This window comes from Parahoeflea alexandrii, from assembly GCF_027214025.1.
Taxonomy (GTDB): domain Bacteria; phylum Pseudomonadota; class Alphaproteobacteria; order Rhizobiales; family Rhizobiaceae; genus Hoeflea; species Hoeflea alexandrii_A.
The window spans coordinates 435,452-450,961 of the sequence record NZ_JAPWHB010000006.1; the positions used below are offsets into that span (position 1 = coordinate 435,452).

Consider the following 15,510-nt stretch of genomic DNA (forward strand, 5'->3'; position numbering starts at 1 on the left):
CTATGTTGATGCGCTCTGATACTGGAATAAAGACGCCAGCACCAAGAGAGATCACAATCTTTCCTGAGCCTTCACACCGCTCGACTAGAACAAGCATATCATTTTTTCAATCTTGCTATTCGATTTGCCAAAATCTAAGAAAAAACAGTGAAAAGGTTGAGTATTTGCATGGATTCTCCTGCATGGAGCATCAATTTATATTGCAAGAATTTGAGTTTGAAGATCGGTTCGTCGTCACCAAATAATACAGTAAGCGTATTTACTCGTTTTTTACAAGCGCCACCGGAAAAGGAATTCTGGCTGTAAATGCTGCCGGACCGGTAAGCGATGGTGTGGCGTGTGCGGTTGATTACCTAGGTGCTAATGGCCTGAATTGCCATCTCGTCAATCTTATGGTGTTCCGGGGCGCGCGCAATACACGGCTCAGCCGTTCATCCGGTTGAAGGCGACGGAATAGAGCCGGTCCTTGCCGATCAGGTGGGCCACCAGTTGCTTTCGGTCGAACAGTCCGCGCATCGCCGGGTGCCGCAATTCGAGCCCGCCGGTGGTCGAACCGAAAGCCGGCATCAGCAGTCGCTTCCCGTCGCTGGCAAAACACGGACGGCGCACGCCCTTGCCACGCCGGACCACGCGGGCCGCCGGATGCAGGTGGCCTGCAATTTCCCCGTCCGCCGCGCCGGATTTCGGCTCGTGCCGGAACACAAGCGTGTCCACATGCAGTTCGCTGCAGAAGCTGCCCTCCAGCCCCTCGGGCCTGTCCGGATCGTGATTGCCTTCGATCCAGATCCAGTCACGGCCCCGCTGCAGGCCCCGCAACTGCTCGCGGTAACCCTCCGGCAGATGTGCCGAGCCGCTCCGGTCATGGAAGCTGTCGCCCAGACTGATCACCAGCCGCGGCGCATAGCCGGCGATCGCCGCACCAAGCCGCGCCAGGGTCGCGGCGGTATCGTAGGGGGGCAGCAGCATACCGCGGCGGGCGAAAGCCGCGCCTTTTTCCAGGTGCAGGTCGGAGACCACGAGCGTGGCGCTGTCGGGCAGCCAGAGCACGCCGGAGCGGTCGCAAACCACGGCTGTTCCGTTGACATTGAGCTCGACCGTCATCGGCCCCGTGGCCGGAATGTCTGTTCTGAGCGCCGCTGCCCTGCCGTGCATGCCTGTTCCGTTCAAGTCTGGCTCTGTGCCTCGGCAAGCAGGTCGTCCGCCGCCTCGGCCAATATGCTTTCATGGGCCTCGCCGGAAACCGGTTCGCGGCCGATTTCCAGCATGATCGGCACCGCCAGCGGCGAGATGTGCTCGAGCGGCCGGTGCCTGATGTGGCCCTTGATTCGCTTGAGCATAGCGCCGAGCCGCTGAATGTCCAAAAGCCCCTGTGCCGCATCGGCGCGGGTCGCGCGCAGCAGGATATGGTCGGGCTCGTGGCTCCTGAGCACGTCATAGATCAGGTCGGCGGAGACCGTGACCTGGCGGCCGGATTTTTCCTTGCCGGGATGCCGCCGCTCGATCAGCCCGGAGATCACGGCACAGGCCCGGAAGGTTCGCTTGAGCATCCAGGATTCGTTCAGCCAGGCATCGAGATCGTCGCCCAGCATGTCCTCGTCGAACAGATCGGCGAGACCGAGCCTGCCGTCCGAGATCATCGCGCCCATGTCCTCGAGGCCCCAGACGGCTAGCGAATAATCGGTGGCGACAAAGCCGAGCGGCTGGGCGCCAAGCCGTTCGAGCCGCCGTGTCAGCAACATGCCCAGTGTCTGGTGGGCGATCCGTCCCTCGAAGGGATAGAGCACCATGAAGAAGCGTTCCGCCCGCGGAAACGTTTCGATCAGCAGGCTGTCGCGCGCCGGAAGCTGCGAGACCTGCTGTTGCATCCTGAGCCAGTCCGAGACCTGGCCGGGCAGCGATCCCCAGGTCGACGGATCGGCGATCATCGCCCGGACGCTGTCGGCAAGATAGGTCGAGAGCGGAAACTTGCCGCCGGCATAGGCAGGCACCTTCGGGTCCTGGTCCCAGGCCTTGGAGACCAGGCATTCGTTCTCGCGAATGCCCTCGAACCTGAGGATCTTGCCCGAGAACAGGAAGGTGTCGCCAGGCGCCAGCGTCTCCAGGAAATACTCCTCGACCTTGCCCAGCGGCGGCCCGCCGCGGCCCGACAGTGTGCCGTTCTTGCGGCTGGTCATCCGCACGTTGAGCATCGGCGCCTCGATGATGGTGCCGATATTGAGCCGGTATTGCTGCGCCACCTGCGGATTGGAGATCCGCCACAACCCGTCCGCGCGCTTGCGGATTCGCGCGTAACGTTCGTAGCTCTTCAGCGCATAGCCGCCGGTGGCGACGAATTCGATCACCTTGTCGAAGGTTTCCCGATCGAGGTACGCATAGGGGGAGGCGCTGGACACCTCCGCATAGAGCTCATCCGCGTCAAACGGGCCTGCCGCCGCCATGCCGAGCACATGCTGGGCCAGAACGTCGAGCCCGCCATCGCCGCCGGGCGGCGTGTCCTGCGCGCCGACATAATTGGCGTCGATCGCCGCCTGGCACTCGAGCACCTCGAAGCGGTTGGCCGGCGTCAGGATCGCCCGGCTCGGCTCGTCCATGCGGTGATTGGCCCGCCCGATCCGTTGCGCCAGCCTGCTCGCGCCCTTGGGCGCCCCGACATGCACCACCAGGTCGACGTCGCCCCAGTCGATCCCCAGGTCCAGGGTCGAGGTGGCGACAACGGCTCTGAGCTCGTTACGCCCCATCGCCGCCTCCACCCGCCGCCGCTGCGCCGCATCCAGCGAGCCGTGATGCAGGGCGATCGGCAGACTGTCATCATTGATCCGCCACAACTCCTGGAACAGCAGTTCCGCCTGGCTGCGGGTATTGACGAAGATCAGCGTGGTGCGGTGGTCCTTGATGGTCTGATAAACGTCGGGGATGGCGTAGCGCGCCGAATGGCCGGACCAGGGAATCCGCTCCTCGCTCTCGAGAATTGTGATGATCGGGCTGGCGCCGCCGGCTACCGTGATCCGTCCCGCGAGTTCATCCGACAGTCGCGATTGCGGCACCAGCCAGCGCTGTAATTCCTCCGGATCCGCCACCGTCGCCGACAGGCCGATGGTGCGCAGGCCCGGCGCCAGTTTTCGCAGCCGGGCGAGAGCCAGCGAGAGCAAATGTCCGCGCTTGGAGGCGATCAGCGAGTGCAACTCGTCGAAGATCACATAGCGCAGGCCGGAAAACAGCCTCTCGGCATGGGCATTGGCAATGAGCAGCGACACCTGCTCGGGCGTGGTCAGCAGGATATCCGGTGGATCGGTACGCTGCCGGGCGCGCTTGGATTGCGGCGTATCCCCGGTCCGGGTCTCGATCCGAACCGGCAGGCCCATTTCCTCGACCGGGCGCGCCAGGTTGCGCTCGATATCCACGGCCAGCGCCTTGAGCGGCGAAATGTAGAGTGTGTGCAGCGATCTGAAGCCGGCGGAGCCCGGTTTGGGTTTGCCGCGGGCAGCAAGCTCGGTCAGGCTCGGAAGAAACCCGGCCAGCGTCTTGCCCGCGCCGGTGGGCGCGATCAGCAGCATCGACCTGCCGGCGGCGGTTTCGCGCAGCAGCTCGAGTTGATGCGCGCGCGGCTGCCAGCCCCGGCTTGAAAACCAGCTGGCAAAGGGCTCGGGCAGTTGCAAGCCTTGGGTCCCGGGGTCGGAGTGCTCGGTGTGATTCACGCCTTGATCCTATGCAAAGCGGCTCGAAAGGAGAAGCGGGATTGACGCATCGGAGAATCATGGATAAATTCTATCCACGAATTGGAGGTGAGCAATGAAACTCAGCGACGGGGTAGAGCAGGCGATACACAGTGTGACCATGCTTGCCGGTCTCGAAACGGGAGCGGTGTTGTCGGCGTCGAGCCTGGCCGAATTCCATGGCGTCTCCACCAGCTATCTTCTCAAGCATCTCCAGGCGCTGTCGGCGGCAGGTATCCTTGCAACCGTGCCAGGCCCGAAGGGCGGATACCGCCTCGGCCGCCAGCCCGGCGCCATCACGCTTCTCGACATCGTGCTTGCGGTGGAAGGCCCGGCGCCGGCATTCCGTTGCAACGAGATCCGGCAGCGCGGGCCCAATCCGTTGCCTGCCCGCTATTTCAAGGCCCCCTGCGGCATCAACGCGGCCATGCTCAAGGCCGAGAAAGCCTATCGCGCCGAACTGGCGCGGGTAACGGTCGCCGCTCTGAAAGCGGACCTCGTCGAAACCGACGATGGCGGCATCATTGCAAGGGGCTGCGCCTTTCTGGAACACCATCAACGCAAACCGGCTCGCTGAGACCAGCCGACATCAAAGGAGACTTGCGATGCACACCCGACTTGATTTCTACAAAGTCGCCCCCGATGCGGCCCAGGCCGTCATGCAGCTGGAGAACTACGTCCAGTCCTCGGGACTCGAACGCCGCCACATCCATCTCATCAAGCTGCGCGCGTCGCAGATCAACGGCTGCGCCTACTGCGTCGACATGCACGTCAAGGAATCGCGTCATGACGGCCTGAGCGAGCAGTGGATCAATCTGATGAGCGTCTGGCGCGAAGCGGGTGTCTATGACGCCAGGGAACGCGCGTTGCTGGGATGGGTGGACGCGGTCACGAATATATCGCTGACCGGAATACCGGACGCCGAATTCAAGGCGCTCAAGGCGCACTTTACCGACGAGGAGATCGTCCGGATCACCGTTGCCATCGGAACCATCAACACCTGGAACAGGCTGGCTGTCGGCTTCCGCACGCAGCATCCAATCGACCAGCCTGCCGCCGCAGCCTGAGGAGTTGAAGCGTCGACGGGGCGGAGCGGATTGCCGCGTTCGCCCCGTCGGCTGTAGCCTGGCTGGCGAAACCTTGACGCCGACTGAGTCAGTTTAGGGCCGCAACGATCGGGTCCGTCACCGAAGCCGAGGCAACCCTCTCTGCCGTCATTGCCTCCGGCCGCTTGCGCGCGACAACCAGCAGGCCGGATATCAGGTCGGCGCCATCCCGGCGGATCGGTTCGCGGGACAGGCTGATTACCTGAAGACCGTGGTTTTCCAGTTGTCGCCGCAGATAGGCCTCGCCGTGGCAATAGCGCAGCGACGGCTGAAGCAGCCAGTCGCAGCCTTCGGGTCCGGCTTCGAGCGACAGCGCGATCAGCCCACCGCCGGTGGCAAGGCCGGAGGCAACCGCCATCACCGGGTCCAGATCGCCGAAATAGGCCAGCACATCGGCGGCAACCACCAGGTCCGCCTGTTCCGCACCCGGCAGCCGGGCGTTGGTGATCCCGTGCAGGATGTCGGCCTGGCCGAGCCGGTCATACACGCCCTTTTCGCCCGCCTTCGCCAGCATGCCCTGTGACAGGTCATAGCCTTCCAGCCAGGAGGTCATGCGGCGGATCCGTTCGCCGAAAAGCCCGGTGCCGCATCCCAAGTCGATAACCCGCGCAAACTGCTTGTCCTCGCCAGCGACGTCGCAGAGCATCGCCGCCAGCCGCTCGGGCACCCGATAGCCGAGGTCTTCCACGAGCGCCGTGTCGAAGCGGTCGGAATAGCCGTCGAACAGCGCTTCGACATACTCGGTGGGCGGTGTCGGTGGCATCTCCGCCTGGCCGGTCAGCGACAGTTTCAGGCTCGCGCCGAAAATATCGGTCGGCGAAAGGGTCAACACCTGGCGCCAGGCGTCGGCCGCTCCGGTCAGATCCCCGGCCTTCTCGCGGTAACCCGCAAGCTGGTGCCAGCCCGCGGCCCAGTGCGGCGCCAGTTCAAGCGCCTGTACCTGCAACTCCACGGCTGCGCTCATGTCTCCGCCCTCGGCGTACTGACGAGCATAGTGGGCACGGCGATCGGCAGTCAGATCGCCCGAGGAAAGCTGGTGGGATGTCATGTATGGACCAAACAGGAGTTGTTTCGCAGCCTATGCTGCCAGGCAATGAAAAACGCAAGCTCTTTCGCAAGGGCTCAAGTCGCCCTACTTATGCGGGATGTCGATGAAGCCCGAAGACCTGCTCATTCCCCGCCGCGAAGGGCTCTATTGCCCGCCCGGCGATTTCTTCATCGACCCGGTGCGCGGCGTCGACCGGGCGCTGATCACCCATGGCCATGCCGACCACGCCCGCGCAGGTCACGGCCATGTGCTGGCCACGTCCGAGACGCTCGACATCATGGCGATCCGCTATGGCGCCGATCATGCAGGCGCCACCCAGGCGGCCGGCCTCGGCGAGACGATCCGCATCAGGGACGTGACGGTGACATTTCATCCCGCCGGCCATGTGCTGGGATCGGCCCAGATCGCTGTCGAGAGGGATGGAATGCGCATCGTCGCCTCGGGCGACTACAAGCCGAGACCCGATCCCACCTGCGCCACGTTTGAACCCGTTGCCTGCGATGTCTTCATCACCGAGGCGACCTTCGCCCTGCCGGTATTCCGGCATCCGGGCGCCGCGGACGAGATCCAGCGCCTTTTGCGATCCGTCAGCCGCAACCCCGACCGCGCGCATCTGGTCGGCGTCTATTCACTGGGCAAGGCGCAACGCGTCATCCGCCTGATCCGCGACGCCGGCTATCATCGGCCGCTCTACATCCACGGCGCCCTGCAGAAACTCTGCGATTATTACGAAAGCCAAGGCATAGCTCTGGGGGATCTGCGGCCGGCCACGGTCGATGCCGGCGCCAAGGGCGATTTCGCCGGCGCCATCATCCTTGGACCACCCTCGGCTTTCGGCGACAAGTGGGCCCGCCGTTTCCCCGATCCTCTGGTCAGCTTCGCCTCCGGCTGGATGCAGGTCAGGGCCCGCGCCCGCCAGCGCGGTGTCGAACTGCCGCTGGTGATCTCCGACCATGCGGATTGGGATGAACTCGCCGAGACCATCGAGGCCGTATCGCCGGGCGAGGTCTGGGTCACCCATGGCCGCGAGGAAGCGCTGGTGCGCTGGTGCACCATGCACGGCATTGCGGCGAGGCCCCTGCATCTGGTCGGCTACGAAGACGAGGGGGATTGAGCCGTGAACCGTTTCGCCGATCTTCTCGACATGCTGGCGTTCACGCCTTCGCGCAACGCCAAGCTTTCGCTGCTGCAGGACTATTTCCGCACCGTCCCCGATCCCGAACGCGGCTACGCGCTTGCCGCCATCGCCCGCGATCTCGACATCCCCGCGGTCAAGCCGGCGCAATTGCGCGAACTGATCTCGTCGCGCATGGATGCCGAGCTATTCGGTTATTCCTATGATTATGTCGGTGATCTGGCCGAGACCATCGCGCTGGCCTGGCCGGAAAAAACCGGAACCATCTCGGGCCGCAATGATGCGCCGGGGCTGGCCGAAGTGGTCGAAACCTTGCAGGCTTCCTCGCGCCGCGAGGGTCCCGGCCTCGTCGAGGCCTGGCTCGACCGGCTCGATCCGCCGGGCCGCTATGCCCTGCTCAAGCTGGTCACCGGCGGTTTCCGCATGGGGCTGTCGAGCCGGCTGATCAAGCAGGCCTTGGCCGCCTTCGGCAAGGTCGAGGTCAACGAGATCGAGGAGCTGTGGCACGGGCTGACCCCGCCCTATGCCGATCTGTTTTCCTGGCTCGAGGGCTCCGGGCCGAAGCCGGTGAATGCCGGCGCCGCGCCGTTCCGCCCGGTGATGCTGTCGCATGCCATCGATGCCAGGGACTTCGAAAAACTCGATCCGGCGGATTTCGCCGCCGAGTGGAAATGGGACGGCATCCGCGTTCAGGCGACCTCGGAACGCGGTATCAGCCGGCTCTATTCCCGCACCGGCGACGATATCTCCGCCGCATTCCCCGATCTTGTAGACGCCATCGCGTTTGATGGCGCGCTCGATGGCGAGTTGCTGGTCGCCCGCCCGGCGGGCGGCGGTATCGAGACCGGCAGCTTCTCCGACCTGCAGCAGCGGCTCAACCGCAAGACCGTGACGGCAAGGCAGTTGCGCGATCACCCGGCCTTCTTCCGCGCCTATGACCTGTTGCAGGACGGAGCCGAGGATCTGCGCGCGGCGCCGTTTGCCGAACGTCGACTGCGGCTCGAAGCTTTCGTCTCCGGACTGAACCCCGAACGCTTCGATTGCTCCGAGATGCTGGCATTCGACAGCTGGGATGAACTTGCCGCACGCCGCGCTGATCCGCCGCTCGCGGTGATCGAGGGGGTGATGATCAAGCGCAAGGCAGCGCCCTATCTGCCGGGTAGGCCGAAGGGTGAATGGTTCAAGTGGAAACGCGATCCCTATCTGATCGATGCGGTGCTGATGTATGCGCAGCGCGGCCACGGCAAGCGCTCGGGCTTCTACTCCGACTACACCTTCGGGGTCTGGCGCGAGCCAGGCGAACTCGTCCCCGTCGGCAAGGCCTATTTCGGGTTCACCGACGAGGAACTGCTCGAGATCGACAAATATGTCCGCAACAACACCATCGAGCGTTTCGGTCCGGTCCGATCGGTGCGCGCTGGCCCCGACACGGGGCTGGTTTTCGAGGTTGCATTCGAGGGCATCAACCGCTCGTCCCGCCACAAGTCCGGCGTCGCCATGCGCTTTCCGCGCATCAACCGGCTGCGCTGGGACAAGCCGCCGGGCGAGGCCGACAGGCTGGAAACGCTTGAGCGGATGATTGACGGCATCGAATGACGGTCTTGCCCGCGGCCTCTACCATGCTTATGTGAAAGTCTGCGAAACACGGGAACTGCCGGCATGAGCAATGGTCTGACACGCTTTCTGGGCGATACGCCCGGCCGCACCGCACTCAAGCTGCTGGTCGCTTCCTTTGTTGTCGGCGTGATCATGGCCGCGTTCAACTGGTATCCGGTCGATATCCTCTACATCGTGCGCGATTTCCTGGTGAACCTCTGGGAAACCGGCTTCGCCGCGCTCGGCCGCTTCGGCGGCTACCTGGTGCTCGGTGCCGGTGTGGTGATCCCGGTCTTCATCATCATGCGGCTGTTCAGCCTGCGCAAGTAAGTCTGTCTTTCAGACGAATTCGGAAGCAGCCTCGAAGGTCAGAAGATGCCGCCTTGCGACGGCATCGACGTCGCGGCTGTAGCCGCCGCCCAGAACCGACGCCACCGGAATGCCGCGCTGCCTGTAAAACGAGAACACCCGCCGGTCGCGGTCCTTGAGCCCTTGGTCTGACAACGACAATCGCCCGAGCCGGTCGTGCTCATGCGGGTCGACGCCGGCATTGTAGAAGACCAGATCAGGCGAGAACCCATCGATGCTGCGCGGCAGCAGCCAATCGAGCGTTTCGAGATAGGCCTCGTCGCGCACCCCGTCCGGCAGCGCGACATCGATTGACGATGTCTGCTTGCGCGCCGGATAGTTCTTTTCATTGTGCATCGACACGGTTCGGATGGCGTCCACGCCGGCGCAGATTTCTGCCGTACCGTCACCCTGGTGGACATCGAGATCGATCACCAGCACCCGGCCCGCCTCGCCGTCGGCAAGCAGCAGATGCGAAGCGACCGCCACATCGTTGAAGGTGCAGAACCCGGCCCCTTGCGCCCGCCGCGCATGATGGCTTCCTCCGGCCGTGTTGCAGGCGATGCCCTCCGACAGCGCAAGACGCGCCGCCATCACGGTGCCGGCAGTGGCGAGCCGTGCGCGCAGGCTCACCCGTTCATTGACCGGAAACCCGATTTCGCGCTCGATCGGCAGCGGGACCTTGCACGCCAGCACCTGGTCCACGTAGCTGCGCTCGTGCGCAAGCGCCAGCCATTCGGCGGAGGCCGGCGCGGGGGCATGGAAGACCGCCCGCGATGCCGTTTCGCTCTCGCGGATCAGTTCCATCAGCCGTGTGTATTTGCCCATCGGAAACCGGTGGTCCGGTGGAAAACTGGCGTCATAGTCCGGGGCGTGAACAATTGGCAGGAACGGCATCGGTCCCTTATGCCCGGCGGCGCCCATGCCGTCCATAGCCGCAGATATTCACCTCTACGGCAGAGCCCGGACAAGCCTTCCGGGTCGGCGCGTCGACTGGTTCCTGAAAGCCTCGCCGCCATTGACCGCAACCTTGTTCCGGCCGCTGCTCTTGGCCTTGTAGAGGGCCATGTCGGCGTCATGCAGCAATTCGTCCAGTGTATGGCCGGTCCCCTGCGCCACCCCGATGCTGACGGTAACCGGATGATCGGCCGAGACGCCTGCATGATGCTGGCGCTCGAGGTTCATACGCAAGGCCTCGGCGAAGGCCGTGGCCGCCGGCCGGTCGGCATTCGGAAGGACGATTGCAAATTCCTCGCCGCCCAACCGGCCGATGACCGCGGTTTCGGGCGCATTGACGTGCAGGGCCTTTGCAACGTTCCGGATCACCTGATCGCCGACCTGGTGGCCATAGGTATCGTTGATCTTCTTGAAATGGTCGATGTCGATCAGAAACACCGACACCGGAAGGTTTGGTGTTGCATCCCCGACCAGAGATCCGGCGGTGTCGAAAAAACCGCGTCGGTTCAGGATTCCACTCAGCGAATCGGTGACCGATTGCGCGTTGAGTTCGGACAACAGATCCGAGGCAATGCGCAACAGGAACAGCAGCGCAAAGGCAATCCAGACAAACAGACCGCCCACTTTCAGCGAAACGGCCCAGAACGAGGTGACCTCGATTGCATCGATGTGCGGCGCGCCTTCGATCAGGAATGAGAGCAGGGGACGGACAGGCAGCAATATCACCAGCAGCAGCAGCACGATCAGGATCGAAAGATCGATCTTGTCCCGCTGTGTTGCGCGCAGGATGGCGTTCATTGCGATCCCCACCACCACGGCGACCCCGCCGCTCACGACAAATCCCCGGATCAGCGCGTTGTGGTCGCCAAAGGACATCCAGGAGGCGACCATGCCGCAAAATGTGACCGTGAGCAGCAGTGCCCTGTCCGGGGAGCCGCCGGTGTAGCGCAGGCAAAGCCCTCTGGCTGTCAACAGCATGCTGATCGGAAGAAAGAAGTTCACACCGTTGGCAAAGCGGAAATTTGCTATGAAAAAGTGAAAGAACTCAAACGCATAGCCAATGCTTCCGGCTGCAAATCCCAGAGACCAGTTCAGGATATATTTTCTTTCGGGGTGGCTTTTCCAAATCAGAAAAAAAGTAAGTGCCAGTAGAAAACCCGTAACCGGGTTGATTGTCGATAAAATATAAGAAAAGTCCACGCGAATGCCTCCAGTCATACGGTGTTTCGAAGTTTATAAACCCAAGGGTGTTAAGAAACATAAATGCACCGTGTCCGAAAATCGTACACCCACGACGGCCGGCAAGGTGAACGCCCTTGCAAGGTGGTCTGGCAGGCCGGCCCCGGATCCATCAAAAGCATTGATGGTCATCCCCCTTTACAGAGCCATCGAACTCGAAGAGGAATGAGCCAGCTTTCCCCACCGGACCCGCACCGCTTGACCGATCTGCTGCTCAAAACCGATGTTCTGCCACCGGAAGGCCGAGCCTTCGAGGTCACCAACCGCATGGTGTTCTCAATCGCAATCCCGATGACGCTGGCGTTTCTCACCACGCCGCTTCTGGGGCTGGTCGATACCGCCGTGGTTGGCCGGCTGGGCGATGCGGCGCTTCTGGGCGGGTTGGCTATCGCGGCGATCCTCTTCGATCTGGTTTTCACCACGTTCAATTTCCTGCGTTCGGCGACCACCGGCCTCGTCGCCCAGGCCATGGGCCGGGATGATCCGGTGGAAGAGCAGGCCGTCTTCTGGCGCTCGCTGATGATTTCGGTGGTGGCCGGCGGGGCGATCATTGCGGCAACGCCATTGCTGCTGGCCGCGGGCCTGGCTTTCATGGGAGCCGAGGGCGAGGTTGCCGCCGCTGCCTCGACCTACTTGCTGATCCGGGCGCTGTCGGCGCCCGCGGCATTGGCGAACTACGCCATCCTTGGTTATGTGCTCGGCCGCGGCATGGGCGGGACCGGGCTGTTGCTGCAGTCGGTTATCAACGGCACCAACATCATCCTGTCGATCTGGTTCGGGCTGGGTCTCGACTATGGCCTCGAGGGGGTCGCGCTGGCCACGGTGATCGCCGAGATCACCGGCTGCGCGCTTGGATTCCTGATCATTCGTCAAAGGTTCCACCGCGCCCACAGGCCATCCTGGAGCCAGATCATCGACCGGCCGTCAGTGATGCGCCTGATGGCGCTCAACGGCGACATCATGATCCGCTCTTTCGCCCTCATCGCCGCCTTTGCCTGGTTTACCCGGCTTGGCACAGGCTTTGGCGAAACCACCCTTGCCGCCAATGCCATTCTGATGAATTTTTTCATGGTGGCGGGCTATTACCTCGACGGCTTTGCCACCGCTGCGGAGCAGCTTTCAGGCCGCGCGATCGGCGCCCGCTATCGTCCGGCCTTCGACAGGGCCGTCCGCCTGACCGTTCTCTGGGGATTTGTTCTCGCCGGGTTCACGACCGGATTTTTCCTGATCTTCGGAAACGCGGTTATCGGCCTGATGACAACGCTTGAACCGGTGCGGTTCGAGGCCGGGTCCTATCTGTTCTGGGCGGCGCTGACGGCCGTGTCCGGCGTCCTCGCCTTCGAGATGGACGGCGTCTATATCGGCGCCACCTGGTCGCGCGACATGCGCAACATGATGCTGCTTTCTCTCGCCCTGTTTATCGGGCTGTCGATCGTCCTGACCCAGGCCTGGGGCAATCTCGGGCTCTGGATCTCGCTCAACGTCTTCCTGGGTTTGCGCGGCTTCACCTTGCTGGCGCTGCTGCCGCGCCGCCGCGACAGGGCTTTCGGCGCGGCCTGACCCTATTCAGGAATCGCCATGGCGGCGTAGTGTGCGGTTTTCGTATCGCGCAGATCCGAAATCCGTGCCAGGTTCTCGCGGTCGCAGAGGCGGGAGAGACCGCGCACGATCCGGCCCGGGAGCAGGGGGCCGCCATAAATGAACCCGGTGTAGAGCTGCACCAGATCGGCGCCGGCCCGCATCTTTTCTGCGGCCGTTTCGTCGCTGTCGATGCCGCCAACCCCGATCAGCGGCATGTCGGCCCCGAGCTTCTGCCGCATCTTGGCCAGCACGATGGTCGAACGAGCAAACACCGGCCGCCCCGACAGCCCGCCGGCTTCGCCTGACTTCGGGTCCGCCGATAGCCCGGCGCGCGAAAGCGTGGTGTTCGATACGATCACCCCGTCAAGCCTGTGCGCCAGACATTCTGCTGCGATATCGTCGAGATCCGGTTCGGTGAGATCCGGCGCGATCTTGAGGAAAACCGGAATGCGTTTGCTCTTCTGGTCGCGTTCGGCAAGCACCCGTCCCAGGAGATCGGAAAGCGCCTCGCGGGTTTGCAGATTGCGCAGGCCCGGGGTGTTGGGCGAGGAGATATTGACGGTGAAATAGTCCGCCACATCGGCAAAGCGCGAAATCCCGGCGACATAATCGCCGACCCGGTCTTCGCTGTCCTTGTTGGCGCCGATGTTGACGCCGAGGAGTCCTTCCCTGCGATTGCCGGAAATCCGGGCATGGGCGGCGGCGTGCCCCTGGTTGTTGAATCCCAGCCGGTTGATCACCGCGTGGTCCCGGATCAGCCGGAAGATCCGCGGCTTCGGATTGCCCTGCTGCGGCTTCGGGGTCAACGTACCGATCTCGGCAAAGCCGAAGCCGAGCCGAATGAGCTCGTTGGGAACCTCGGCGTTCTTGTCGTAGCCCGCCGCCATGCCCAGCGGGTTGGGGAAGCTCAGTCCGGCGACCGTGACCGCAAGCCGCGGATCGCGATCGGAGCGGCAGCCGGGCACCAGTCCGCTCTTGAGCGCCGTGACCGAAAGTCCGTGCGCGGTTTCGGGATCGAGCGTGAACAGCGCGCTCCGGGCAAGTCCGTCAATCAGGCTCATCACGACTCCATGTCCGGAAACACATGTGCGCCGTCAGACCCGAGCGGCAGCGGTTTGACCCATTTGACCGCCGACAGCGGCATGTCGGCATAAAGGTGCGGAAACAGCGCTCCGCCGCGCGAAGGTTCGAAGATGAGCTTCTCGCCGAGTGCACTTGCATCGACCGCCACCAGCAGCAGGTTTTCCTGCCCGCCGAAGTGCTTCTGTGCGGTCTCAATGGCCTGGTCGCGCGTGGAGAAGTGGATGAACCCGTCCGCCAGATCAATGGGCGCGCCGGTGAAGTGGCCCTCGGTTTCGGCCGTGCGCCAGAGCGCTTCCGGGGTGATCTTGTAGATTGTCGCATGCATGCCTGAACGTCCCGCTTTCCCGATCCCGGTCCTGGCCGCACCTCGCGGTGGACGTGTTTCCAGGATCCATTCTCGATTTTGTCTTTATTACGTGCCATCACATACAGAAACAGGAGTGTGCCGTCATGACCCGTTTTGCAATTCTTGCCGCGTCCGCCGTGGCTATTATGATCCCCGTGCAGGCGCTGGCGCAGGAACCGGCGGTGAACCGCTATACCATGGAGAAGACCGAAAGCGGTTTTGTCAGGCTGGATACTTTAACCGGCGAGATGTCGATCTGCACGCAACAAGCCGGTCAACTCGTCTGCAGGCTTGCCGCCGACGAGCGCCGCGCCTTTGAGGAGACGCTGTCCGAGTTGTCGGCGCGCGTGGAAAGCCTGGAGGCCCGTCTCGACGCGCTGGCGCCGCCTAATCCGGACGCGCAGATTCCTGATGAGGCGGAACTCGACCGCGCCATCGGTGCAATGGAAAAGATGATGCGCCGCTTCTTCGGCATGGTTGAAGAATTGCAGAAGGAGTTTGACGACACTCCGAAAATCCCGCCCGAGCCGATACCCGACCGGACCTGACACGCAAGCGCTTCGAAAGCCGGGTGGGGTTTTGGCCGCCATCCGGCCCATGCACTTGCGCGAAGGCTTGGCGCGCCGCTAAAGTGGATTCCGCAAGCCGGGTTTGGGCTCGGCTGCCGCGGCAGCGCGATCAGGAGGGGGAGAGTGCATGGCGCAATTGACATTCATTATTGCGGACGATCATCCATTGTTTAGAGGTGCCATGCGGCAAGCCCTGGAGGGCATGGGCGCCACGATTGATATTCTGGAGGCCGGCGATCTTGAAAGTGCCCGCAAGACCGCCGGTGACCATCCCGAAGCCGATCTCATTCTTCTCGACCTGACCATGCCGGGTGTCTCCGGCCTATCCGGCCTGATTGCCTTTCGCGCCGAATTCTCAAGCCTGCCTGTCGTGGTCGTCTCGGCCACCGACGATGTGTCCACCATGCGCCGGGCGCTGGAGCTGGGCGCATCGGGCTTCATCTCGAAATCCGCCAGCATCGATGAAATCCGCGAAGGCGTGCGCACGGTGCTCGATGGCGGCATCTGGACGCCACCCGACGTCGACCTCGGCTCGGAACACGATCAGGAAATCGCCGGCCTGATCGCCCGCATCCAGACTTTGACCCCGCAGCAGGGACGCGTGCTCGGTATGCTGGCCGAAGGCCTGCTCAACAAGCAGATTGCCTATGAGCTCGGCGTCTCCGAAGCCACGATCAAGGCGCACGTATCCGCCGTGCTGCAGAAGCTCGGCGTCGACAGCCGCACCCAGGCAGTTATCCAGCTCTCCAAGATCGGCGCAGAGGTCCTCACCCAGGGCGACTGAGGCGA

The 15,510-nt window shown here is 63.2% G+C and carries 15 protein-coding genes; 8 read left to right on the forward strand and 7 right to left on the reverse strand.

All coding sequences use genetic code 11. From position 1 onward, the window contains the following. Positions 1-423: 423 nt before the first annotated feature. Together pdeM and O4H62_RS21225 are read right to left on the reverse strand one after the other, a co-directional pair. Positions 424-1,152, reverse strand: a complete 729-nt coding sequence (pdeM, locus tag O4H62_RS21220; RefSeq protein ID WP_269390838.1) for a ligase-associated DNA damage response endonuclease PdeM — start codon at positions 1,150-1,152, stop codon at positions 424-426. An 11-nt stretch (positions 1,153-1,163) separates the two neighbouring features. Next, positions 1,164-3,695: a ligase-associated DNA damage response DEXH box helicase gene (locus tag O4H62_RS21225; RefSeq protein ID WP_430538488.1), complete on the reverse strand. Its 2,532-nt coding sequence runs from the start codon at positions 3,693-3,695 to the stop codon at positions 1,164-1,166. A 94-nt stretch (positions 3,696-3,789) separates the two neighbouring features. On the opposite strand from O4H62_RS21225, the gene O4H62_RS21230 reads away from it, so the two are divergent. Beyond that, on the forward strand, positions 3,790-4,290 hold the full coding sequence (locus O4H62_RS21230; protein ID WP_269390839.1) for an RrF2 family transcriptional regulator: 501 nt from the start codon (positions 3,790-3,792) through the stop codon (positions 4,288-4,290). Between the two features lie 28 nt (positions 4,291-4,318). Next, positions 4,319-4,780: a carboxymuconolactone decarboxylase family protein gene (locus O4H62_RS21235; RefSeq protein ID WP_269390840.1), complete on the forward strand. Its 462-nt coding sequence runs from the start codon at positions 4,319-4,321 to the stop codon at positions 4,778-4,780. Between the two features lie 88 nt (positions 4,781-4,868). Here the strand turns inward: O4H62_RS21235 and O4H62_RS21240 are convergent, their stop codons facing one another. Then, positions 4,869-5,867: a methyltransferase gene (locus O4H62_RS21240; protein ID WP_269390841.1), complete on the reverse strand. Its 999-nt coding sequence runs from the start codon at positions 5,865-5,867 to the stop codon at positions 4,869-4,871. Between the two features lie 103 nt (positions 5,868-5,970). On the opposite strand from O4H62_RS21240, the gene O4H62_RS21245 reads away from it, so the two are divergent. From O4H62_RS21245 to O4H62_RS21255, 3 genes are all read left to right on the forward strand, one after another. Continuing rightward, on the forward strand, positions 5,971-6,981 hold the full coding sequence (locus O4H62_RS21245; protein ID WP_269390842.1) for a ligase-associated DNA damage response exonuclease: 1,011 nt from the start codon (positions 5,971-5,973) through the stop codon (positions 6,979-6,981). Between the two features lie 3 nt (positions 6,982-6,984). Beyond that, positions 6,985-8,598: a cisplatin damage response ATP-dependent DNA ligase gene (locus O4H62_RS21250; RefSeq protein ID WP_269390843.1), complete on the forward strand. Its 1,614-nt coding sequence runs from the start codon at positions 6,985-6,987 to the stop codon at positions 8,596-8,598. 63 nt (positions 8,599-8,661) lie between these two features. Then, positions 8,662-8,928 carry a DUF6460 domain-containing protein gene (locus tag O4H62_RS21255; protein WP_269390844.1) on the forward strand — a complete coding sequence of 89 codons (267 nt, stop codon included), beginning with the start codon at positions 8,662-8,664 and terminating at the stop codon, positions 8,926-8,928. Positions 8,929-8,937: 9 nt separating this feature from the next. Here O4H62_RS21255 and O4H62_RS21260 read toward each other — a convergent pair whose 3' ends face one another. Next, positions 8,938-9,843, reverse strand: coding sequence for a histone deacetylase family protein (locus O4H62_RS21260; RefSeq protein ID WP_269390845.1), 906 nt, complete (start codon positions 9,841-9,843; stop codon positions 8,938-8,940). A gap of 54 nt (positions 9,844-9,897) precedes the next feature. Next, positions 9,898-10,905, reverse strand: a complete 1,008-nt coding sequence (locus tag O4H62_RS21265) for a GGDEF domain-containing protein (RefSeq protein WP_269390846.1) — start codon at positions 10,903-10,905, stop codon at positions 9,898-9,900. 402 nt (positions 10,906-11,307) lie between these two features. On the opposite strand from O4H62_RS21265, the gene O4H62_RS21270 reads away from it, so the two are divergent. Beyond that, positions 11,308-12,702 (forward strand): MATE family efflux transporter, encoded by a 1,395-nt coding sequence (locus tag O4H62_RS21270; protein ID WP_430538489.1) that lies wholly within the window; start codon positions 11,308-11,310, stop codon positions 12,700-12,702. A 2-nt stretch (positions 12,703-12,704) separates the two neighbouring features. Here the strand turns inward: O4H62_RS21270 and O4H62_RS21275 are convergent, their stop codons facing one another. Both O4H62_RS21275 and O4H62_RS21280 read right to left on the reverse strand, forming a co-directional pair. Beyond that, entirely contained in the window at positions 12,705-13,784 is a 1,080-nt protein-coding gene (locus O4H62_RS21275; RefSeq protein ID WP_269390847.1) for a quinone-dependent dihydroorotate dehydrogenase, read from the reverse strand. After that, positions 13,784-14,131, reverse strand: a complete 348-nt coding sequence (locus O4H62_RS21280) for a DUF952 domain-containing protein (protein WP_269390848.1) — start codon at positions 14,129-14,131, stop codon at positions 13,784-13,786. Before O4H62_RS21280 ends, O4H62_RS21275 begins: the two co-directional genes overlap by 1 nt. A gap of 125 nt (positions 14,132-14,256) precedes the next feature. Here O4H62_RS21280 and O4H62_RS21285 point away from each other — a divergent pair, with 125 nt between their 5' ends. Next, positions 14,257-14,700 carry a hypothetical protein gene (locus O4H62_RS21285; RefSeq protein ID WP_269390849.1) on the forward strand — a complete coding sequence of 148 codons (444 nt, stop codon included), beginning with the start codon at positions 14,257-14,259 and terminating at the stop codon, positions 14,698-14,700. 148 nt (positions 14,701-14,848) lie between these two features. Next, positions 14,849-15,505, forward strand: coding sequence for a response regulator transcription factor (locus tag O4H62_RS21290; RefSeq protein ID WP_269390850.1), 657 nt, complete (start codon positions 14,849-14,851; stop codon positions 15,503-15,505). Positions 15,506-15,510 lie beyond the last annotated feature (5 nt).